The sequence below is a fragment of the Stutzerimonas sp. C6.4V genome, from assembly GCF_058536345.1.
Window position 1 is genome coordinate 1,993,292 of record NZ_JBZUBM010000001.1, and the last position, 21,610, is coordinate 2,014,901.

At 63.1% G+C, this 21,610-nt stretch carries 21 protein-coding genes; 3 read left to right on the plus strand and 18 right to left on the minus strand.

The genetic code is table 11. The annotated features are described in order from the left end of the window. Nucleotides 1-5: 5 nt before the first annotated feature. The 4 genes from AC4LFW_RS09255 to AC4LFW_RS09270 form a co-directional block, all read right to left on the minus strand. Nucleotides 6-356: a hypothetical protein gene (locus AC4LFW_RS09255; RefSeq protein WP_491818787.1), complete on the minus strand. Its 351-nt coding sequence runs from the start codon at nt 354-356 to the stop codon at nt 6-8. Between the two features lie 128 nt (nt 357-484). Next, the gene (locus AC4LFW_RS09260; protein ID WP_491818788.1) at nt 485-1,891 is read right to left on the minus strand and encodes a DegQ family serine endoprotease; all 1,407 of its coding nucleotides are present in this window, start codon (nt 1,889-1,891) and stop codon (nt 485-487) included. Between the two features lie 281 nt (nt 1,892-2,172). After that, nucleotides 2,173-3,435 carry a DUF2254 domain-containing protein gene (locus AC4LFW_RS09265; RefSeq protein WP_491818789.1) on the minus strand — a complete coding sequence of 421 codons (1,263 nt, stop codon included), beginning with the start codon at nt 3,433-3,435 and terminating at the stop codon, nt 2,173-2,175. Nucleotides 3,436-3,520: 85 nt separating this feature from the next. After that, the gene (locus tag AC4LFW_RS09270; RefSeq protein WP_491818790.1) at nt 3,521-4,192 is read right to left on the minus strand and encodes an HAD family hydrolase; all 672 of its coding nucleotides are present in this window, start codon (nt 4,190-4,192) and stop codon (nt 3,521-3,523) included. A gap of 279 nt (nt 4,193-4,471) precedes the next feature. Between AC4LFW_RS09270 and AC4LFW_RS09275 the strand changes: the two genes are divergently transcribed. Continuing rightward, complete coding sequence (locus AC4LFW_RS09275) at nt 4,472-5,059, plus strand: LysE family translocator (protein ID WP_491818791.1); 588 nt, start codon at nt 4,472-4,474, stop codon at nt 5,057-5,059. On the opposite strand, the gene AC4LFW_RS09280 is transcribed toward AC4LFW_RS09275, so the two are convergent. Further along, complete coding sequence (locus AC4LFW_RS09280) at nt 5,041-5,922, minus strand: AraC family ligand binding domain-containing protein (protein WP_491818792.1); 882 nt, start codon at nt 5,920-5,922, stop codon at nt 5,041-5,043. The genes AC4LFW_RS09275 and AC4LFW_RS09280 overlap by 19 nt on opposite strands. A 68-nt stretch (nt 5,923-5,990) precedes the next feature. Further along, nucleotides 5,991-6,953: a hypothetical protein gene (locus tag AC4LFW_RS09285; RefSeq protein WP_491818793.1), complete on the minus strand. Its 963-nt coding sequence runs from the start codon at nt 6,951-6,953 to the stop codon at nt 5,991-5,993. Nucleotides 6,954-7,128: 175 nt separating this feature from the next. Between AC4LFW_RS09285 and AC4LFW_RS09290 the strand changes: the two genes are divergently transcribed. Beyond that, complete coding sequence (locus AC4LFW_RS09290; protein WP_491818794.1) at nt 7,129-8,283, plus strand: DUF1615 domain-containing protein; 1,155 nt, start codon at nt 7,129-7,131, stop codon at nt 8,281-8,283. Between the two features lie 74 nt (nt 8,284-8,357). Then, nucleotides 8,358-9,620, plus strand: coding sequence for a cation:proton antiporter domain-containing protein (locus AC4LFW_RS09295; protein ID WP_491818795.1), 1,263 nt, complete (start codon nt 8,358-8,360; stop codon nt 9,618-9,620). A gap of 16 nt (nt 9,621-9,636) precedes the next feature. Here the strand turns inward: AC4LFW_RS09295 and AC4LFW_RS09300 are convergent, their stop codons facing one another. The 12 genes from AC4LFW_RS09300 to AC4LFW_RS09355 all read right to left on the minus strand — a co-directional run bounded on the left by AC4LFW_RS09300 (nt 9,637) and on the right by AC4LFW_RS09355 (nt 21,607). Beyond that, nucleotides 9,637-10,236, minus strand: coding sequence for an exopolysaccharide biosynthesis protein (locus AC4LFW_RS09300; RefSeq protein WP_491818796.1), 600 nt, complete (start codon nt 10,234-10,236; stop codon nt 9,637-9,639). Between the two features lie 148 nt (nt 10,237-10,384). Continuing rightward, a complete protein-coding gene (locus AC4LFW_RS09305; RefSeq protein ID WP_491818797.1) occupies nt 10,385-10,651 on the minus strand; it encodes a hypothetical protein in 267 nt (88 codons plus the stop codon). Beyond that, entirely contained in the window at nt 10,648-11,295 is a 648-nt protein-coding gene (locus AC4LFW_RS09310; RefSeq protein WP_491818798.1) for a cytochrome c oxidase subunit 3, read from the minus strand. Before AC4LFW_RS09310 ends, AC4LFW_RS09305 begins: the two co-directional genes overlap by 4 nt. Further along, nucleotides 11,282-12,907 (minus strand): cytochrome c oxidase subunit I, encoded by a 1,626-nt coding sequence (locus tag AC4LFW_RS09315; RefSeq protein WP_491818799.1) that lies wholly within the window; start codon nt 12,905-12,907, stop codon nt 11,282-11,284. The genes AC4LFW_RS09310 and AC4LFW_RS09315 overlap by 14 nt, the downstream gene beginning before the upstream one ends. A 33-nt stretch (nt 12,908-12,940) precedes the next feature. Continuing rightward, the gene (gene coxB / locus AC4LFW_RS09320; protein ID WP_491818800.1) at nt 12,941-13,909 is read right to left on the minus strand and encodes a cytochrome c oxidase subunit II; all 969 of its coding nucleotides are present in this window, start codon (nt 13,907-13,909) and stop codon (nt 12,941-12,943) included. Beyond that, nucleotides 13,906-14,835, minus strand: a complete 930-nt coding sequence (locus AC4LFW_RS09325) for an SCO family protein (protein WP_491818801.1) — start codon at nt 14,833-14,835, stop codon at nt 13,906-13,908. The genes coxB and AC4LFW_RS09325 overlap by 4 nt, the downstream gene beginning before the upstream one ends. Beyond that, complete coding sequence (locus AC4LFW_RS09330) at nt 14,832-15,266, minus strand: hypothetical protein (RefSeq protein WP_491818802.1); 435 nt, start codon at nt 15,264-15,266, stop codon at nt 14,832-14,834. Before AC4LFW_RS09330 ends, AC4LFW_RS09325 begins: the two co-directional genes overlap by 4 nt. Then, nucleotides 15,263-16,261, minus strand: a complete 999-nt coding sequence (locus AC4LFW_RS09335; protein ID WP_491818803.1) for a hypothetical protein — start codon at nt 16,259-16,261, stop codon at nt 15,263-15,265. Before AC4LFW_RS09335 ends, AC4LFW_RS09330 begins: the two co-directional genes overlap by 4 nt. Then, nucleotides 16,258-16,788, minus strand: coding sequence for a c-type cytochrome (locus AC4LFW_RS09340; RefSeq protein ID WP_491818804.1), 531 nt, complete (start codon nt 16,786-16,788; stop codon nt 16,258-16,260). The genes AC4LFW_RS09335 and AC4LFW_RS09340 overlap by 4 nt, the downstream gene beginning before the upstream one ends. Then, nucleotides 16,785-17,312 carry a DUF3341 domain-containing protein gene (locus AC4LFW_RS09345; protein WP_491818805.1) on the minus strand — a complete coding sequence of 176 codons (528 nt, stop codon included), beginning with the start codon at nt 17,310-17,312 and terminating at the stop codon, nt 16,785-16,787. The genes AC4LFW_RS09340 and AC4LFW_RS09345 overlap by 4 nt, the downstream gene beginning before the upstream one ends. Further along, on the minus strand, nt 17,305-18,660 hold the full coding sequence (gene nrfD / locus AC4LFW_RS09350) for an NrfD/PsrC family molybdoenzyme membrane anchor subunit (RefSeq protein ID WP_491818806.1): 1,356 nt from the start codon (nt 18,658-18,660) through the stop codon (nt 17,305-17,307). Before nrfD ends, AC4LFW_RS09345 begins: the two co-directional genes overlap by 8 nt. After that, on the minus strand, nt 18,653-21,607 hold the full coding sequence (locus AC4LFW_RS09355) for a TAT-variant-translocated molybdopterin oxidoreductase (RefSeq protein ID WP_491818807.1): 2,955 nt from the start codon (nt 21,605-21,607) through the stop codon (nt 18,653-18,655). The genes nrfD and AC4LFW_RS09355 overlap by 8 nt, the downstream gene beginning before the upstream one ends. Between the last annotated feature and the right edge of the window lie 3 nt (nt 21,608-21,610).

The window sequence follows — 21,610 nt, forward strand, 5'->3', positions numbered from 1 at the left end:
CGCTGTCACTCGTCCCGGATGCAGGTTAGCAGCGCGTTGAGCGTAGAATCGCCATATTCACCGCTCATCGTCAGGGCGCGGCGCCCTTCCGGCGCGATGATGGTGATGGGCGTGCTATCAAGACCAGGAGAAGCTTCGGTCTCCCCTGGATGAAGCTGGCATGCGACCTTGAATCGCTCATGATTGGTCAGCAGCAGCTGCACTCGCCCGGACTCGATCCCGGCTCCGGTGCTGGTATCCAGTTCGTTCACTTCAACATCGATTTGCAGGTCGTTGAGTTCACGCTCCAGCTCCAGCGGAGCGGCGACTGCGAAGGTCGGCAGCATCAGCAATCCCAGCATCGGATACAGGTTCATCGACAGCCCTCCAGAAGTTCGGTTGCTATTTGGAGCTGCCGGAGGACGGTGAGTTCGCCCAGCTTCTGCCCACCCAGACAGAAGAAGGCCCGCACGCGGCGGGCCTTCTGGTGTTGCGTTTCGCCCCCTTACTTCGGAAGCCTGAAGGTAATGAAGCTGGCGCGACCTTCACGCAGTACACGCATCGATACGGAACGGTTCTTCGGCAGGTCCTTCACGACCTGGCTGAATTCCTTTACCGACTCGATCGCTTCGTTGTTCAGGTGAGTGATTACATCACCCGGACGCAGGCCGATCATTGCTGCAGGGCCCTGGCTGACCTCCCGGATCACGACGCCGCCAGAGATTTCCAGCGCCTGACGCTGAGCATCGGTCAGTTCGGTTACCGAAACGCCCAGCCGATTGTTGCTGAGAGTCGTGCCGTCCGGGCCGCCGGCAGAGGCCAACACATCGCCATCTTCCGGCAGCGCACCGATCTCGATGGTCAATGTCTTGCGCTGGCCATCACGCACTACTTCGAGCTTGGCCTTGGCGCCCGGCTTCATCGCACCGACTAGGTGCGGCAGATCGCCTGACATGTCGATGGATTTGCCGTTGACGCTGAGGATCACGTCCCCGACCTTCAGGCCGCCCTTGGCTGCTGGGCCGCCATCCATCACCTGCGCCACCAGGGCACCTGCGGGACGATCGAGGCCGAAGGATTCGGCCAGGTCCTTGTTCACTTCCTGGATGACCACACCAAGCCAACCGCGGCTGACCTTGCCGTCTTCACGCAGCTGGTTGGCCACGTCCATGGCGACATCGATCGGGATGGCGAACGACAGGCCCATGAACCCACCGGAACGGGTGAATATCTGCGAGTTGATACCCACCACCTCGCCTTCCAGGTTGAACAGCGGGCCGCCGGAGTTGCCCGGGTTGATCGCCACGTCCGTCTGGATGAACGGCACGTAGCTCTCGTTCGGCAGGCTGCGGCCGGTAGCACTGACCACGCCAGCCGTCACCGTATGGTCGAAGCCGAACGGAGAGCCGATGGCCACCACCCACTCGCCGGCTTTCAGCTCTTCGGAGCTGCCGATCTTGACGGTCGGCAGGCCGTCACCCTCGATCTTCAGCAGGGCCACGTCACTGCGCGGGTCGGCTCCGACCAGCTTGGCCTGCATTTCGCTGCGATCAGGCAGGCGCACCATGATTTCGTCAGCGTCGGCGACGACGTGGTTGTTGGTCAGTACATAGCCGTCTTCGGAGATGATGAAGCCTGACCCCAGCGACTGGGCTTCACGGCGACGTTCCGGTTGTTGAGGCATGCCGCGCTCGAAGAACTCGCGGAACATCGGCGGTATGCCTTCGAGATCAGGCATCTGCGCCTGGGCGCCACGTACCGGTTGGTTCTGCTTGGTGCTGATGTTGACCACCGCTGGCGATGCATCCTCGACCAAAGGAGTGAAATCCGGCAGGTCGGCATGAGCAACGAGCGTCTGACCGAACAGCGCTACGCCGGCCATAACAGCCAGGAAGTTTCTGCGAAGAATCATGGTGACGGGTCTCTCCACGATGAACGAATAAAGGTTAAGGCAACCGGTCTCGGCAAGCATGACCGGCCAAAAAAAGCAGCGGGTTGCCGCATGCACAGCTGCTGACTCTAAGCCGACAGCCGGCTCGCGGCAAACCCACCCAAGGGAGCTGGCCATTCCATCAGCCTGGACCAGACTTTACGCCGAACAGGGTCAGCTTCGTGTGTAGCGGGCGTAAAGGAAAAGTAAGGTTTACCGCAGCCGGATCCTGATCACCCTCTTCCTGCAAGCCATGACGCTGTCTAGCCAGCGGGCCCGGGCTCGCTGCCCTGCTCCTTCGCCGATCGCACGCGCTGGAGGTCTTCGGGCAATGTCAACGCTGCTTCAGCCCGTTTGAGTGCCATGTCTGCGTGTCGGTTCGCCGCCAAGGTGACCGCTGCGTCGCCCAGTCGGGCCAGTACCGCCAGTGCCTGCTGCAAACACACCCCCACCTCAACGATGGAAGCGCCGTCTCGCGCAATGGGCGTAAAGAAGTCATCGAGCATGTCTGCGACGCTCAGTCCCGGCGCGAATACCCGCTCGAATTCCGGTTCCTCGGCAGGCGTCGGCCGGGACAGATGCGACAACACCCGAACACCGCGCCCAATCACATCGATTGCAGTGCCCTGATCATTGATACCCGGCGACAGGCCCCTGGAGGCGATCTCCGCCATGACGGTGATGCCGAAGCGCGGGTCACGCTCGAAGGTACGTTGCGCACCGATGACAAAGGCATCGCGAAGGGCCTTATCGCAGTCTGCCTTCAAACCGACGGACCAGGCCATCGGCTGGGTCGGCTCGACGAAAACACCCGGCAACACGGTGATATAGACCGAACTGTTCTCTGAGCGGGTCAGCTCACCGAGTGCCGGCATGTCGATGTGCTGCACGAAACCGACCTTGCCTGCATACAGCGGCCGTGCACCCGGCAGCGCCCTGGGGTCGACCTCGAGCGGACGGCCACCCAGAAACGGGAACTCCATGCGCTGACATAACGCCTGCGTCGCCGCTTTTTCCACCCTTGCCGTGGTTTCCGCGACCCGGCCCAATCCGGACAATTGATCGATCCAGCGCAACAGGGCGTAGACCACCAAGACGACCACCACGATGGTAGCGGCGAACAGGACAACCCGGCCGTTATCCCCATAGAGGCCCGTGCTCAGGGCAATGATGCCGACCAGGCTGAAGATGAACGACCCGATAAAGGTCGACAGCGTGTTTTGCGTGGTTGGGTCTTCGACCAACAGTGAAATCGCGCGTGGCGTCACATTGTTTGTCGCCGATCCGTAGGCCGCCACCATGATGCTCAGGGAAAAGGTGGTGACCGCCAGCATGCTTGAGGCCAGTACCCCGAGGATGTTGTCCACCGCGTCGGAGCCTATCTTGGTGGGTACAGCGTCGGGGATGTAAGGTGCTACTACCAGCGCCAGCAATGCAGTCGCCACTCCCATGACCGAATACAGGCTGGCCCTGAACCAGGGGCGTTTGCTGATACGGATGAGAAACCACTTCCAGCGCTCGACCATCTCTTACTCACAATCCGTTCGTTTCAGTACAGACAAGAGCGCTGCGGCACCGTTGCGCAAGCCTTGTTGTTTCTTCCCTCGTCTTTTAGCGAGCCAGGAACGTCGCGACCGTTGCGGGCAGCTCGCGCATGTCGTTGATCACCGCCGCCACGCCCATTTCACGCAAAGCCTGGTCATGCCCGGCCGGGATATGACTGGCACCGGTAAAGCCAATCACCTGCATCCCCGCACTGCGCGCCGCCAGCACGCCGGTCGGGCTGTCCTCGATTACCAGGCAGTGCCCCGGCGCGACGCCCATGCGCTCGGCTGCCAGCAGATAGACATCCGGGGCGGGTTTGGGGGATGGCACCATCTCGGCACAGAAGATGTTGCCCGCAACCCGCTCGGTCAGCCCGGCACGCTGCAGCGACGACTCGACGTTATGCAGCCGGCTGTTGGATGCCACCGCCAGGGGCAGATCGATCGCCATCAAGGCTTCTCGAACGCCAGGGATCGCCTGCACCTCTTCCGCCACGACTTTCTCGCTCTGCCGGCGCAAGTCGGCATCGAAAGTCTCCGGCATGGTCAGGTCGAAGCGTTTTTCGATCAGATCGATGATGCTCGGTACGGTCAGGCCGAAGGTACCTTCCAACGCCGCATGCAGTTGCTCGGCGGGAACATGCAGGCTCAGCGCCTCGAACAGTACGCGGTGGCTGATGATTTCGCTGTCGACGATCACGCCGTCGCAGTCGCTGATCAGCAGATCGATAGTGGTCATCGGGTCTCCCTGAAGTGAAACGCACGCCTGGCGCGCACTGCCTCCGAAACGGAGACAGGCCTTGGACTGCAACAAACCGGGCGAGTTTTACCGCATCAACCAAGGCCCTGCGCCACACCGTCAGCAAATCCCCAACAGCAGGTCGAGCAACCACAACCGGCACCATGCTGATGGAGGCTTTCCAGCCGGTGCACGACGCAACGCGTATTTCGTTCAATACAGGCGCTACGACGGCTCCTATGTTCACGCAGCCTTCTCTGCATGAATTCAGGAGTTTCCATGAGCCTGCTGCTTTCCATGGCCGCCTTTGCGCTGGCCTCTTCCATCTCGCCCGGCCCGGTCAATATCGTCGCGCTCAGCGCGGGGGCGCAGTTCGGTCTGGGACCGGCCCTGCGCCATGTCAGCGGCGCGACCATCGGCTTTACCCTGTTGCTCGTGACGATCGGCCTGGGCCTGAGCAAGCTGCTGGAGCGCTGGCCCTGGTTGACCGAGTTCATCCGTCTGGCTGGCGTGGCGTTTCTTCTTTATATGGCGTTTCGGCTGGCGGCCGATAACGGCCGACTCAACACCGATAAACCTGCGATGCAACCGACGATGCTCTATGGCGCAGCCATGCAGTGGCTGAACCCCAAGGCCTGGCTGGCCTCCGTTGCGGGCATGGGGCTGTTCGCATCAGCGGGCGACGCGCTGTCAGTGTGGCGCTTCGCAGCGATCTACTTCGTGATCTGCTATGCCTCGCTGGCCTGCTGGGCCTATGCCGGCACCTTTCTGCGGCATTACCTGAACGAACCGGCGCGGGTTCGGCTGTTCAACCGATTGATGGCGGGGTTGCTGGTCGCCTGCGCGTTCTACCTGCTGCTGAACTGAACCCTGCTGTCGCGGCTCGCATCCGTGTTCGCGTCACGGTAATGCCCCGGCGTGGCCGCCAGTAGCTGCTTGAATGAACGCTGCAGGTGCGCCTGGTCGGCGAAACCTGCATCCAGCGCGACATCAGCAATAGGCCGCCCGCGACGCAGCTCGGTTCGGGCGAACTGTACACGGCGGTTGGTCAGGTAAGCATGGGGCGTCATCCCGAACTGCTTCTTGAAGGCGCGGATGAGACTTGACGGCGATAGGCCCGCCATCCGGCTGATTTCTTCCAGCTTGAGCGAACGCTGATAGTTGTCAGCAATGAATGCGGCCGCCCGCTGCAGCTTGGCGGCGCTGACTGCACCCGTCGCGTCCAGAACCAGCCGCTCATGCAGCTCGCTGAAGAAAGCTACGGCGGCGCCCTGCTTGGTCAGCGGGTCGACGTGGGGGTCGACCAGCACGGCATGGAACCGGCGGAACCCGGCCTGCAGCCGGGGATCGCGCGTCAGGATCGGAGCGAAGCGGCGCAAACCGCTACCGTCGATGCCCAACTCATCCTGCAGAGCGCTCAGCCAGGCGGCGTCCACGTACAACATGCGATACGCCCAGGGCTGGTTCTGGATCGGATTGCAGGCATGCACATCGCCGGGGTTCATCAGCACCAGCGTGCCCGCCTCGATGCGGCACCGCTGTTCACCGTTGTGGTAGGTGCTGGCACCGCTGTCGATCAGCCCGATGGAGAACGTCTCGTGGCTGTGACGCGCATAGCAGACGCGACGCCCGTCGGCGACCGTGCGCGATTCGATGAACGGCAGCGCCGCGTCGCGCCAGAAACTGGAACAGGCCTGGCGGCGCTGATTGCTGGGTTCTGCCTGGCGCATGATTGGACCTTGGCGGCTTTTGATCGGGACAGGTTAGCCGAATCTGGCGATGCCCTACAGGTGCCTGATCAGAGGATCTCCAACCCCTCGCATTTGTAGTCGCCGATGAAGATATCGTCCTGCAACACCTCACCGTCGAGGTTGAAGCAAAACAGGTAGCTTTCCGTTCGTTCGCCGATTTCCACACTCTTCAGGCCAACGCATTCATCCGGATGGCCCGGCAGGATCTTGAACGAAGAAACGCCACGCTCCGGAATACGCGCCCCGACCTCCAGCGTCCGGATCTGGCTGAAGTCCTCGCTGGCGATGACCAGCCTGTTGCCGCCGCGCTCGCGCTCGTCCACCGCTTCGTCGAACGGCACGTTGGAGATCTTGCGGGGGAAAAACAGCCACTCACGGCGATACGGGTGCCACTCCACCGCCTCATGAATCACGTAGCCATCCGGCCCTACGCCCAGCGCATCGCGGATGCGCTGGTAGCGGTCGGCCCAGTCGAGACTTTGTACGCCGTAATGGCGATTGAGCAGCTTCACCCATTCCTCGGCGGGTTTCTTGGCGTGGCTGCCAACCACCAGGTGATCATGGTAGAGCGTTGCCCACTCGCTCTTGAAGCCTTTGAAGGCCTCGTCGCCACTGCCGGTCATGAGGATGTTGCGAGGGATCAGCTGGTTCTGGTCGCGGATTTCACACACCAGCCCGGTACGGTCATCGAAAGTCACCAGCCGCTTGCCGAACATCACCAGCTCCGAGAACTCGGCGCCGCGCCCGCCTTCGGCGATAAGGCTGACCAGCTGGAATTCGCCGCCGTCCTGCTCGGGGATGTCCTCGAACCGGTAACGTGGCCGGCCGGTCTGCTGGTCCTTCTCGCGATACAGGCGATCGTGACGCAAGGTCGACTGCCAACCGATCTGACCACCTTCCAGCTCGACCTGCGAGGCATGATCCTCGTCAGTGATGATGGCCAGCAGGTATTCGCCGGTGTTGCCGTCGTAACGTTCCAAACGCCGGATGTCGAAATGCGGTTCGCTCATGAGTTCGCTGCTCGTTCAGGGGGTTGCGTCGCTGACGCAACGGGGTGGCTCGTCTGGATTCGGACAGCGCCAGCCTCGGGAGTTCACCGGTCGGGCCATGTCCGGGCCAGCACAGCAGAACGGCTCTGTCTGTTTTACTGTCCGAACCTTAATTGCTCTTCTCATTCGGGACCGCATGACTTTTTACACTCCGATACGCCGTCGCTCTGACGAAACCCCCGCTGCCGCGCAAGGCGGGGCTCGCCGACTCGCTGGAGGCATCGCCGCGGCCCTGCTGCTGGGCCTGGCCGGCTGCGGCACCCAGCAACCGGAAACACCGGCACCACGGCCGGACGAGGTCAAAGCAAAGATCGTCCGGCTGATACCCGGCAACATTCCGGATCGCCAGGGTTGGGCCAGCGACATCTATATGGCCTTCGATGCGCTGGATATCCCGCCGAACAGCGAAAACATCTGCTCAGTTCTTGCCGTGACCGTGCAGGAATCCACTTTTCAAGCGACACCACCGGTGCCCGGCCTGGCGAAAATCGCCCGCGAAGAGATCTATCGCCGCGCATCGCGACTGCACGTCCCGCGCTTCGTGGTGGATGCGGCGCTGGACGTCAAATCACCCAACGGCAAAACCTATAGCCAACGGCTCGCCGCAGTCCGCACCGAGGAACAGCTGAGCGCGATCTTCGACGACTTTCTCGGCATCATGCCGCTCGGCAAACAGCTGTTCGGCACGCTTAACCCGGTCAAGACAGGCGGCCCGATGCAGGTCAGCATCGCCTTTGCCGAGGATCGGCGCTGGGACTACCCGTACGAGCGCAAGGGCTCGATCCGCGACGAGGTGTTTACCCGGCGCGGCGGCATGTATTTCGGCATTGCCCACCTGCTCGACTATCCGGCCAGCTACACCCAGCCGCTGTACCGTTTTGCCGATTTCAACGCCGGCTGGTACGCCAGCCGCAACGCGGCGTTTCAGAACGCAGTGGCCAGGGCCAGCGGCACGAAGCTGGCCCTCGATGGCGACCTGATCATTCATGGCAGCAGCAAGGCCGGCCAGACCGAACGCGCAGTCCGCTCATTGGCGACAAGGCTGGACCTGGACGAAACCGCCATTCGCAACGCGCTTGAACGCGGTGATACCCATGGTTTCGAGAAGACACGCCTGTACGAGCGCGTCTTCGAGTTGGCCGAAAAGCGAGCCGGCAAGCCGCTACCACGTGCGGTGCTGCCGGGAATCCGTCTGGAAAGCCCGAAGATCACCCGCAACCTGACCACCGCCTGGTTCGCCAACCGAGTCAATGATCGTCACCTGGCCTGCATGAAGCGCGCGGGGAAGTAGCAAGGGCAAGATGAGGGGGAACGTTCAGGAATGCCACCGCTCGCAGTAGGGGTACGGCGAATTTCGGAGCCTTCATGACCCAGCTCAACATTGCACTTGCCATCATGGGCGGCGTTGCCCTCTGTGTCGCCCTGCTGTCAGCCCTTATCAAGCGCAATCCGGTCTCGGAACCGGCGATCGCAGTGTTGATCGGCCTGGCGGTCGGCCCCTACGGCCTGGGTTGGCTGGATCTAGCTCGATGGGGTGACAGCTACGTCATCCTGGAGCAGGCCGCTCGACTGACACTGGCAATCGGGCTGATGGGCGTTGCCCTGCGCCTGGAACGCGCTGCGCTGAAAGCCATGCTCAAGCCCGTAGCGCTATTGTTGACCCTGGCCATGCTAGGCATGTGGCTGGTGTCTTCGCTGCTGGCCGGCTGGCTGTTGGGCTTGTCCCTGTGGGCGGCGCTGCTGTTGGGCGCCGTGGTCACGCCAACCGACCCGGTGGTCGCCAGCTCTATCGTTACCGGCAACTTCGCCAAGAGACACCTGCCCCTGCGGCTACGCGATACCCTCTCGGCGGAGTCCGGTGCAAATGACGGACTAGCCTATGCCTTCGTCATGTTGCCGATCCTGATGCTCAGCCACTTGCCAGATGAAGCACTGTCAAGGTGGCTGGTCGAATCGGTACTTATCGGGATTGGCGGCGCGGCGCTCATGGGTGCACTGGTAGGTTTTGCAGCAGCGAAGCTGCTGGCCCTTTCCGAACGCCACAAGCTGGTCGCCAGCACCTCCTTGCTGGGCTACACCGTGGCGTTTTCGCTGCTCACCCTCGGCCTCGCCAAACTGTTGCACACCGATGGAGTGCTGGCTGTGTTCGCCGCCGGGCTGGCATTCAATCTGTGCAGCGACAAGCGCGAGGAACATGAGGAAGAAAATATTCAGGAAGCAGTGGCAAAGCTGTTCACCCTGCCGATGTTCGTCATCTTCGGCATTGCCCTGCCGTTAGCCCATTGGGCGAGCCTGGGTTGGCCCCTTGTGGCGCTGGCAGTCCTGATACTGCTGCTGAGGCGGCCGCCGGTGGTGATGCTGCTGTCCAAGGCATGGCGGCCCAGGCTCAACCACCGGGATTCGCTCTACCTCGGCTGGTTCGGCCCGCTGGGGATCGCCGCGATCTACTATTCAGCGCTTGCTCATAGCCATCTGCACGATCCGCTCTACTGGCATGCGGCGAGCGCTCTGATCTTCGCCTCGATCATGATCCATGGCGTTTCCGCGGCGCCGCTTTCTCGGCTGTATGCCAGGCATCCCGGCTCCATACCGCGGTGCAGCGCTCACCTCGATAAGCAACCGGACTAGGGCACAACGGAGCCACTCAGCCGATCAGACCCATCCCCGCCAGGACGAAGGCGCCGACGGCGACAATCAGCCCCAGCACGATAGCGGCCCCGTCTCGCGTGGTAATGCCCAAACCAAACAGGCAGATGGCCGAGAACGGCGCGGTACTGGCGAAGGGCAAGAGTTCCAGCGGAGGCACGGACGTCGCCAGCACCACGCAAAGCACGGCTATGACCCGCAGGAAGCTGCTGCTGGTAGCCCAGGGCAGACGACTGCGGCTGATCTTGTCCAACCAGCGCACAGCGGGCCGTATCTTGTTCAGGCCTTTCTCGAGCTTCTTGCCGCTGACCGAACGATGGGCAAGGAATCCCGGTATCCAGAAGTGATCGCGACCAAACAGCATCTGCAGTGCAAAGAGCGCGACGATCAGCGCCAGCATGGTCGGCACGCCGGGGATACCGCCGACCGGGCTGATCTCGATGATGGCCGGAACGAACAGAAAAGGACCGAAGCTGCGCTGCCCGATCTTTCGCTGGATGTCGCCGACCGACACCTTTGACTGGTCGTCGCCCAGCTCAACCACGCCATCTATCACTTGCTCGAGACAATCATGCTCATGCTCGTTGTGGTCGGCCATTTCGTCCTCCTCGTTGCGGGTGGGAGAGCGCCGGCGCTCCGGCCTGACCGGACCTGGTCGCCATGACGCTCATGATTGGGACCGTGGCCTGCCGGGATGATTCTTCAAAAAAAGGCGGGAGCCGCCTGCCGTTTTGCTGCGATTCAGGTCAGAACCCCGCTTCACGCGTCAGCAGGTCGACGAGTGTCAAGGTAAACAGCAGCAGCAGCCAGAACCCCGCACCCAGCGCGAAGAAACGCACCAGCGCCGAGTGCTGGCCCAACTGCATAAAGCCGAACAACACCAGGGCCGCCTGCCCCGCCGCACCGAGCAAGGCCCAGTCGGACCAGACCGGGAACCACAGAGTCAGCGAGACGTTAGCAGTCAACAGGGCAAGCAGGCCCAGGTAGGTGAGCAAGAGGTTTCGCAGGCTCATGCAGGCCTCCCGATCAGATAGAGAGCGGGGTAAAGCAGGATCCAGATGACGTCCACCAGATGCCAGTAGAGGCCGACCATTTCCAGCGTAATGGCCCGCTCGGGCAGTTTCATATGCCCCAGATGGATGCGCACCGCCATGCCCAGTGCCAGCACCACGGCGATCGACACATGCAGGGCGTGAAGCGCGGTGGAGAACAGGTAGATCACCATGTACAGCCGCGACCCGGGGTTTGTCAGCGGCGATTCGTTGGGCGAGCCCGGTAGCAAGCCTTCCCGGTATTCCCAGGCATACTCGAAGCCCTTGAGGCCGAGAAAGCCAAGCCCCAGCAGCGCCGCCAATACCAGCCACAGCTGCACGTGCCGGTGGTAGTGCTGCCGCGAGGCCTTGACCACCAGGCTCATGCACAGGCTGCCGGTCAGCAGCAGCGCACTGTTGAAGCCAGCCAGCACGAAATGCAGGTGATGCACCGCCTCGGCGACAGGCTGCGGGTAATGCAGGCGGTAATAGCCGATCACCAGAAACAAGGCGCCGAACATCATGATTTCCGTGGCAAGGAACAGCCACATGCCCAGGTAAGTCGCCTCGCGTTGCTGCGACGCCGTCTGGAAATGCTCGGCGAGGTAGTCCTTACGAACGCCCATGGGTTGCCTCGGGCGGATATTCATAGGCTTCGAAATCGACAATCGGGGTTTCGGTGAAGTTGTGCGTGGGCGGCGGCGACGAGGTGCGCCACTCCAGCCCGGCCGCGTCCCAGGGATCGTCGTCGGCGATCGGCCCGTAGCGCAGCGACCAGAGCAGGTAGAAGAACGGCAGGATATAGGCCACCGCCAAGATCGCCGCGCCAGCCGAGGACAGCACATGGAGAAACTGGAAGTCCTCGCCGTAGCTGTGATACCGACGCGGCATGCCGAGATAACCCAGCAGAAATTGCGGGAAGAAGGTCAGGTTGAAGCCGAGGAAGATCATCACCGCCGCGATCTTGCCCCACAGCTGCGAATACATCCGGCCGGTCATCTTCGGCCACCAGAAATGCAGGGCGCCGAAGAAGCCCGCCACCGCCGCGCCGACCATGATGTAGTGGAAGTGCGCGACCACGAAGTAGGTGTCATGAACGTGCACGTCTGCGGCCAGCAGCGCCAGGAACAGGCCGGTCACGCCTCCCACGACGAACAGTCCGATGAAGGTCACCGCGTAGAGAAAGGGAGCGTTGATGGTGAGGTTGCTTTTGTAGAGGGTCGCGGTCCAGTTGTAGACCTTGATCGCCGACGGGATGGCCACCAGGAAGCTGAGCAGCGAAAACACCATGCTCGCGTACATGGACTGGCCGGCAACGAACATGTGATGTCCCCAGACCATGAAGCCGATCACTGCGATCGCCAGGCTGGAATAGGCGACGAAGTTGTAGCCGAAGATGCGCTTGTGCGCCGCCGCCGTCACCAGCTCGCTCATCACGCCCATGGCCGGCAGGATCATGATGTACACCGCCGGATGGCTGTAGAACCAGAACAGATGCTGGAACAGCAGCGGGTCGCCGCCCAGGGCCGGGTCGAACACACCGATGTGGAACAGGTGTTCGGCGGCCACCAGGATCAGCGTGATCGCCAGCACCGGTGTTGCCAGCACCAGAATCACCGAGGTGGCGTACAGCGACCAGCAGAACAGCGGCATGCGAAACCAGGTCATCCCCGGTGCGCGCAGGGTATGAATGGTGACGATGATGTTCAGCCCCGTGAGGATCGACGAGAAACCGGTGATGAACACTCCTAGGATCACCGCCACCACATGGCCGTTGGTGAACATGGTCGAAAGCGGCGTGTAGAAGGTCCAACCGGTATCCACGCCGCCAGCCAGCAAGGCGAAGATGGTGAACGCCCCGCCGCCGACCAGCAGGTACCAGCTGAACAGGTTCAGCTTGGGAAAGGCCATGTCCTTCGCACCGATCATGATCGGAATGAGGAAGTTGCCGAATACCGCGGGAATCGAAGGGATCAGAAAGAACCAGACCATCACGACGCCGTGCAGGGTGAAGGCGCGGTTGTAGCCATCGGCGGTCAGCAGATCGCCGTCCGGGGTGATCAGCTCGATGCGGATCGCACTGGCCGCCAGCCCACCGAGAAAAAAGAAGGCGGTCACGGCGATCAGGTACATGATGCCGATGCGCTTGTGGTCGGTGGTCATGAACCAGGTGCGCAGGCCATGCTCGTCGGCAAGGTAGCTGGGCCGCTGATTCGCGGCGGGGTTCTTCTGGCTCAACGGGTCTCACTCCTGTGCCTTGGCAGGCCTGATTCAGGGTTGGTCGGGGTCATCCTGCCCTCCTTCGCCGGTATGTCCGAGGGACTTGATATAGGCGGTCAGGCGCAGCACCGCTTCCTCATCCAGCACGTTGTCGAAACTGGGCATGATGGGTTCGAAGCCAGCCACCACATGCTTGTTCGGTAGCAGGATGCTGTCGCGGATATAGCCGTCGTCGGCGACCACTGAGCCACCGTTCTGCAGCGCCACGCGGCGACCGTAGAGCCCCGCGAGATTCGGAGCGTGCGCGACGTTGGCTTGGCCATGACAACCGCTGCAACCGAACTGACGGAACAAGGCCCCGCCCTGGTCGGCAAGGCTTTCGGATGTGCCGGCCTGCTCCAGCCAGGCGGCGTATTCCTGAGCAGGCAGAATCACCAGGTCCGCCAGCATGCGCGAATGGTCGGTGCCGCAGTATTCGGCGCAATAGGCCTGGAACCGCCCGGTCTTGGTGGCCTTGAACCACAGCTGGGTGTAACGCCCGGGCAACAGGTCCTGCTTTACCCGCAACGCCGGGAAATACAGGCTGTGTATGACGTCCTGGGAAATCATGTTGAGCTTGATCGGCTGGTCGACCGGCACATGCAGCGTATTGATTTCCCGTTGGCCGCCTGGATGCTGGAATTTCCACATCCATTGCTTGCCGACCACCTGGATTTCCATGGCATCCGGCGGTGGCGTGCGCACCTCGTAGTAGAGCCTGGCGGATATCAGGTAGATGACCATGGCGCCAACGAAGGGCAGCGCGATCCAGGTCATTTCGACCTTCATGCTGCCCCGTGGGCGGTGATCGCGTGGCACCTTGGTGCCCTTGCGATAGCGAAACGAGAACAGCACCAGCAGCACGAACACAGGCACCACGAAGAACATCATCATCCCGGTGAAGGAGAAGACCAGCCAGTCCACGCTACTGGCATAGCTCGACGCGGTCTGTGGCCAGAAGCGGATGAACTCCTCGTTCATGGGGTGCCCTCGCGCTTGCGTCGTTCACGCCAGAGCGTGACGCCGATGAAGCCGCCCAATACCAGGGTAGTGCCGATGCCTCCTACCTGCAGGGCGCCAATCACCAGGTTGTCATAGCCCCCCGTGCGCGGGTTGTAGTGGTAACAGAGCAACAAGAGCTGATCGCCCAGCGAACCGACGCGACCTTCGCCGGCATCGGTCAGCGCCAGACGCATGTCATCGGGCTGATAACCAAGGCCATACAGCCAGCGCACCAGTTTGCCGTCCGGGCTGAGCGTGGCGATCGCAGAGGCATGGGCGAACTCGCCGATCTCAGGGTCCCAGCTGGATCGGAACCCCACCGCTTCGGCCAGCATGTTTCCAGCGGCGGGGTGCGCCGGGTTCGGCTCCGGTCGGGTGGCCGGCGCTACCTCGCTGAGAAAATGCACGTGGGGCGAATCCACCAGCTGCGGCCAGCGTTCGCGCAGCTTGGCGCGTTCGGCCTCGGCATCTTGCGGCGTCTCGCGCGGATCGATGCTGAAGGCGATCACCTCGTAGTCCTTGCCGAGTTCGAAGGACAACGCCGAGAGGAGGTTGAAGAGGCTGGCCAGCTGGGCGCCGCAGACGTTCGGGCAGCGGTAGTAGACCGGCGCGAGAATGACCGGGCGCTGGCCAAACAGCTCACCGAGGGTAATGTGGTTGCCGTTCACTTCGGCGAAGCGCAACTCCAGCGGCACCTGGGCGCCGGGTTTCTGTTCGATCCCGGCGGCGGCGAAGGGATCGAAGGGCGCATCGGCCCACGCGGGTGCAACCACTACCGAAAGCAGGACCAGCCTGGGCAGTAGCGACGCGCCAACAAGACGCATCAACCGACGCAGAACATGGCCGGACCATTGGCAGAGCCCGGCACATTTCCAACGCATCTTCAGCGTGGCCGCAGTCTTCACGGACGCGTCCTCCCACTGGCCTGCTGCTCGCGTGGCGTCGTCTGGCCCGGTTCGGGTTCTGCGCGCGACGGCCAGCCGCGTTCGGCCAGCAACAGGATGCCGCGATCGACCGGTATCCGTGCCAGTCCGGCATCGCGATCCACCCAGCCGTAGTGTTCGATCAGTTCGCGTCCTGCCGCCAGGACCTCGTTCCCCCCCGCCCGCGGGTCGCTTTCCAGGCGCGGTTGAGGTGGCTTCTCCACCCTTCTCTCCAGCGCGGTAACCGGCTTGTCTGGCTTCAGGTCATACCACCACAGCAGGCCAGCCACACCGATACCGGCCACCAGCAAGGTTGCGAAGATGCCGAAGCCGATTATCAAGAGCACCTTGACGTTGGCGTCCTGATGCTCGAAACCGTCTTCCTTGGAAACCGGATCTACCGGCACACTCATGTCGTTCTCCTCGACAACAAGGCTAGGGCTAACAGGCCGATCCCGGCCAGCCAGGCACTGATCAGCGCCAACGCCAGCAGCATCGGCTGTATTGCACTCAAGCCCGGCAGGCTCAGCCAGACGCCTTCGGCGAGGCCCAGCGCCAGCGTCGACGCCGCCAGCGCTATCAATGAAGTACGGTGCTGGCTGGCCGGCCAGAGCAATAGCAGGAAGACCAGCGACTGACCGGCGCCCAGCACCCAGGTCAGCCACAGCCAGCCACCCTCGGCGCGGTGCTGGTACCAGCGAATCTCCTCGGGCAGGTTGCCGTACCAGATCACCAGGTACTGCATGGAGTGAAGGTACAGCCAGGCCAGCACGGCGGCCGCGAGCATGCCGCGCAGCACGCCCGGCCGATCGCTCCTGCGCGCCGCTGCCAGCAGGCAGCAGAAGGCGACACCGCTGAGCATCAGCCGGCCAAACCAGACCATGCCGAACAGGCTCGACTTGAAGTGCGGGTCCAGCGACATGGCCCAGTCGAACGCCGCCAGCGAGGTCGTCAGTACCACGGCGATCAAGCCCAAGCCTGCCGCTGCGGGCCGCCGGATGCTGGCCGGCAACACCCACACGGCCAGGGCCCACCAGATCGTCAGGTACAGCACGCCGCGTATGGCAAAGTTTGGCCAGTCGAGCCAGAAGCCACGAAAGCCGCCTTCTTCATGGCCGATCCACTCATACAGCACACCGGCTCCGGCGAGCACCGGCAGCGCGATCAATGCCAGCATCGGCAAGGCGCGTGCACTGAACACTGCCCATGGCCACAACTGGTCTCGTGCGTTGCCGCTGACCAGCGCCACGCCGAGACCCAGGCACAGGCCGCCGAGGGGAATCCCGGCCAGCCCCAGCAGGCTGGCCAGGCTCGCCGCGACCGCCTCACGGCTGGCAAACAGCAGGCACGCCAATAGTCCGAGGGCGCCAAGGCCAGCGCTGGCCAGTGCCGCTCTATGCATCTTCATGGCAGGCGCTCCAGCGTGTTGCGGTCGATCTCTGGCAGATCGGCAACCTCGGCACGACGGCTGAACTGCAGGGCGCGGATATAGGCAACGATGGCCCAGCGGTCGGCCGGTAGCACGCGTGCGGCATAGCTGTACATCTGGCCGTAGCCATGGGCGATGACGTTCATGATGTGCCGGTCAGGTGCGGTAACCAGCCGGGGTATTGAGAGATCGGGAGGCTTCGGAAAGCCGCGATTGACCACCGTCCCGTTGCCGTCGCCCGCCACGCCGTGGCATGGCACGCAATAGATATCGAATCGCTCACGGCCACGCTGCATGAGGCTTGTGGTCAGCGCGGGTCGCTCGGCCAGGACCGCCTCCCACGCGAGGTCGCCGCGGGCCACCGTACCCGCTGGCGGTCTCTGGTTGACCTTCCCGTCCGGGAAGAACTTGCTCGCCTCCTGCGCATCGGCACGCGGCTGCTGGGCCATGTCGTCACAGCCGGCAAGGCCGAGCAACAGGCCGATCGGCAGCAGCCAGCGCATCATGCCGGTACCTCGCTGACCGACACCGCACGCTCGGCCAGCCATACCGCCGTGCCGGTGCGATCGAACAGCGGGTCATCGGCGCGAATGCAGAGCAGGAAACGGTCGTCGGTGGCGCGGTCGAACGCGCTCGTTTCATGCAGGGGGTGCCACAGCAGGGGCAAGCGACACAGCAGGAGCAGGCCAAAAACGGCGAACAGCGTCGCGAAGCTGACCATTAGCAGAAAGGTCACGATGCTGAAGCTCTGCAACGCGATCAGCGGCCTTCCGCCGATTTCCAGCGGATAGCTGAGGTTGGCGTAGATCTGCATGCCCAGACCGGCAACGATGCCTACCAATGCACCGAGGATGCCGATCCAGTAGGCGCGATTGCTGGTGTGCTCCAGCACGTCCTCGATGCCCTCCACCGGGAACGGGCTGTAGGCCTCAAGCCGCCGATAGCCCGCCGCCCGGGCCTCTCGCGCCGCGTCGAGCAACGCATCAGGATGAGCGAAATCGGCCAGCAGGCCGTAATGGCGCTCACTCATCGGAACCTCCACGGTAGCGATGCAGCACTTCCTTGAGTTCGAACGTCGAGATCATCGGCAGGAAGCGCATGAACAGTGAAAACGGCACCATGAACAGGCCGAAGGTGCCGATGAACAGTGACCAGTCCCAGAACGACGGGCTATAGGGCTGCCAGCTGGACACCAGAAAGTCCCGCGTCGGCGGCTGGATGATCAGCATGTAACGCTCGCACCACATGCCCACCAGCACACCCAGGGCGATGAACAGCATGGCCCGGCCATTGCGCCGCACTGCCGGCCACCAGAGCGCCTGGGTTACCAGCAGGTTGAAGAAAATTGCGGCCCAGAAGCTCCAGGCGGTCGGCCCCGCAATGCGGTTCATGGTCACCAGGATTTCGTGCTCCTTGCCCGAGTAGAAGGCAATGAAGGGTTCGGCGAAATAGCCATAGCTGGTCATCAAGGCGGTTGCCAGCAAGAGCAACCCGAGCTTGTCCAGGTGCCGATCGGTGATCAGGTCGTGCCAGCCAAAGAATCGCCGCAAGCCGAGCGCAATGACGATCACCATGGCGAACCCGGAAAACACCGCACCGGCCACGAAATAAGGCGGGAATACCGTGGAGTGCCAGCCGGTTTCGACTGACAGATCGAGCAGGAACGAGTAGCCGCTGGACACGGCGAACACCAGCGGCACAGCCAGCAACGCAATGAAACGGGAGACTCGCCGCCAGTGGCTCCAGTGCGAAGCGGCGCCCCGCCAGCCCAGGGCGAGCAGCCCGTAGAAGAATTGGTAATGGCGCTTGGCGGCGCGGTCACGCGCCGAGGCGAAATCGGGAATGGAACCCACGTAGAGAAACAGCAGCGACACGCCGAGGTAGCCCAGCACGGCGAAGAAATCCCAGGCGGTGGGGCTCTTGAACTGCGGCCACAGCTCCATGGTGTTTGGGTAAGGCGCCGTCCAGTAGAACAGCCAGGGCCGTCCGAGGTGCAGGACCGGATAGATGCCCGCGCAGACCACGGCCATCAGCGTCATCAGTTCGGCGAGTCGGTTCAGCGAGTTACGCCAGGGACGGTTGAGCAATAGCAACAGGGCCGAGATGAAGGTGCCGGCATGGCCGATCCCGAGCCACCACATGTAGTTGAGAATGGCGAACCCCCAGTTCACCGGGATGTTATTGCCCCACACGCCGACGCCCTTCCACAGGACAACGGCTGCCGAGGCCATGAACACGCCGAGCAGCAGGCAGCTGACGATGAACAACATCCACCAGGCCCGACGATGGCGGTTGAAATCGGTGGGCAGGTCCAGGACCCGCTCCGACACCACACCAAGCGGCATCTCGCGCGGGAGGAAATGAGGCGTGTCAGACATCGCGCTCCCCCTTGGCCGACTGCAGATTGAGGGGCTCGGCGTCGCCCGGCAGTGCTGCTGGCTCCTCTACCAGACCCAGGTAGGTGGTCTTCGGCCGGGTATTGAGCTCTTCGAGCAAGGCATAGTGGCGCTTGGTGTGCCGCTCGCGATTGACCCTGGCATCCGGGTCCTGAAGATTGCCAAAGACGATCGCCTGGGTTGGGCAGGTCTGCTGGCAGGCGGTTTTCACCTCACCGTCGGCGATGTCGCGGTTCTCGATGCGAGCGGTGATGCGCGCCTCGCTGATCCGCTGCACGCAGTAGGTGCATTTTTCCATGACACCACGCGAGCGCACCGTGACGTTGGGGTTGCGTTGATGCTGGATCGAGGGCGGATCGTCCTGGGTGAGATCGAACCAGTTGAAGCGACGTACCTTGTACGGACAGTAGGAGGAGCAGGTGCGTGTGCCGATGCAGCGGTTGTAGATCTGCTCGTTCAAACCGTCCGGGCCGTGAACAGTGGCATTGACCGGGCAGCCAACCTCGCACGGCGCCTGATCGCAATGCATGCAGGGCACTGGCTGGAAAGCGGACGTCGGCTCCTTCGGGTCACCGCCGTAGTAGTGATCGACTCGCAACCAGTGCATGTTGCGCCCCATCTCGACCTGTTCCTTGCCCACAACGGGTATGTTGTTTTCGGCCTGACAAGCCACTACACAGGCGTTGCAGCCGATGCACTGGTCCAGGTCGATGACCATCCCCCAGGCGGTGTCACCCTGCTCTGGCGCCGGATACAGCGTGATCTGCTCGGGCTTGGGTGGAACTTCACGGAAGGCTTCGTCACGTGGATGGCTGCGGATCAGGTCCTTGCCATGCAGGACATGATGAGGTTGGGTGGAAGCCAGCTTGACGTGACGTTCCAGCCGCGTCAGCACCGCGCCGTGACGCATCCATGGCTGCTGGACCGTGCGCAGCGGCGAAACGTCGTAGCCTAGCTCGTCGCCAACGCGGCCGGCACGCTCCCGACCATAGCCACCGAACAGACTCAGGGTCTCATCGGCCTGCCCCGGCATGATCCAGGCCGGCCCCTCGACCACGGCGCGGCCGAGCGTGACGCGCAGCCGGTCGCCGCTGGCGATGCCCTCGCGCTCGGCCAAGGCCGGCGAAAGTCCGATGACGTTGTCCCAGGTGAGCTTGCTGATCGGCTTGGGCAACTCCTGGAGCCAGCCCAGGTTGGCGAAACGCCCGTCCCAGACGCAGGGGTCTGGCCTGAACAGCGCCGCCAACCCGACCTCTCCGACTTCGCGATCATCCCAACGGGGCGCAATGGCGCCGGCATCGATCGGTCTGAATGCAGTGCCGGGGATGAAGCCGAGTTCAAGCGCCTGCCGCCACTCAGAATCGCCCAGCTCTGACCAGGTATCGCGCACCAGCGCCGGTGCTTGAGGTGAGATATCTCCCTGCAGAAGCGCCAGCACTTCGGATGCAGTGCGGCTGCTATAGAAGGGTCGGACCAGTGGCTGAGTCAGGCAGACACTGCCATCGGCGGCCCGGCTGTCGCACCAGCCATCCAGCGCGTGGGTCAGCGGCAGGTGCCAATGGCTGTGCGCCGCCGTTTCGTCGTAATAGAGGCCGGCATGAATGCGCAGGGGAACCCGGCTCAGGGCATCGGTAAATGCGAGGTCGCCGGGCGCGGTGTGCGCCGGGTTGCAGTCGAGCATCAGCAGCGTTTGCACCTCGCCGTCCTGCATCGCCATGACCAGATCGGCGAGACCGGACAGAGTCTGGCCCCCGGCCTCGAGCCAGGTTACCGGCTCGGTGTAGGCCAGGGTCTGGCCGACATTGCCGAGCTGCAGGTTTATCCAGTGCGCCGCGGCCTGGACGTCCAGCGGCGCGAACTCACCCGCTGTGACCAGGCAACGCCCGCGCCGGGCCTGCAGGCCGTTAGCGAGCTCATCCACCCATCGCTGAGCGTCGAGCGCAAGCTTAGGCGCCGCGTCACCCCCGAGCGCAGCCACTAGCGCTTGCATATAGGCCCTGAGCTGAGAAGGCTCGACCCGGCGCCGATTGGCCGCCTTCGCGCCGGTCACGGTGCTCAGCGACTCGACCACGATCAGCCGCGCCTCGCCCTCGCCGCGCGCTGCCCGCCGCTTGCGCTCGCCCCAGGCAATCGCCTGCGGCAGTTCACGCGGCCCGGGACCCAGCCAGTCATGCTCGAAACTCACCACCCAGTCGGCGCGCTCGAAGCGGTAGTGGCTTTCCAGCGGTCGACCCAGCGCTCTCTCGCTGGCGGCGTAGACCTGGCCTTCCCAGGGTTCGAAGCGGTAAAGCCTCGCCTCTGGCCAACGCTCGATCATCGCCGCCAGCTGCCTCTGCAAGGTAGGTGAGCTATTGGCGCCCATCAGCACGTGCAGCCCGCGACCCTGCTCTGCATCGGCACGGCTCGCCTGCTCTACCGCGATGCGCTGAAATGCATTCCAGGTACTGCTGTGTCCCTGATGTTTCGGTGCCTGCGAGCGATCCGGATCGTACAGCTGGAGTATCGCTGCCTGGGTAAAGGCTGTCGCAGCGCCCTGGCTGGCAGGATGGTCGGGATTGCCCTCCAGCTTGGTCGGCCGGCCGACGTGGGTCCGCCCCAGCACCGGCTGTGCGTAACCGGCAAACGGAACCGCAGTGGCGTACCAGCGCGCCTCGCCGGGAATTTCCTTCTCCGGCTGAACCACGTAAGGCACGCCCTTCTCCGGTTCCTGGCCACAGCCTGCAAGCCCGGCCAGAGCCATAGACGCGCCCATCAACTGCAGGAATCGGCGCCGGTCCATCTCCGGTGCGATGCCGGGAAACTCGGCATCGACGAAGGCCGCAAATGCCGGTTCGTCGGCCAGCTGCTCGAGACAGCGCCAGTAGTGCGGCCCGTGCTGACCTTCGAGGCGTTGGCGGATAGCGGCGTAGTCGAGCGGCGTGCGATCCATGGG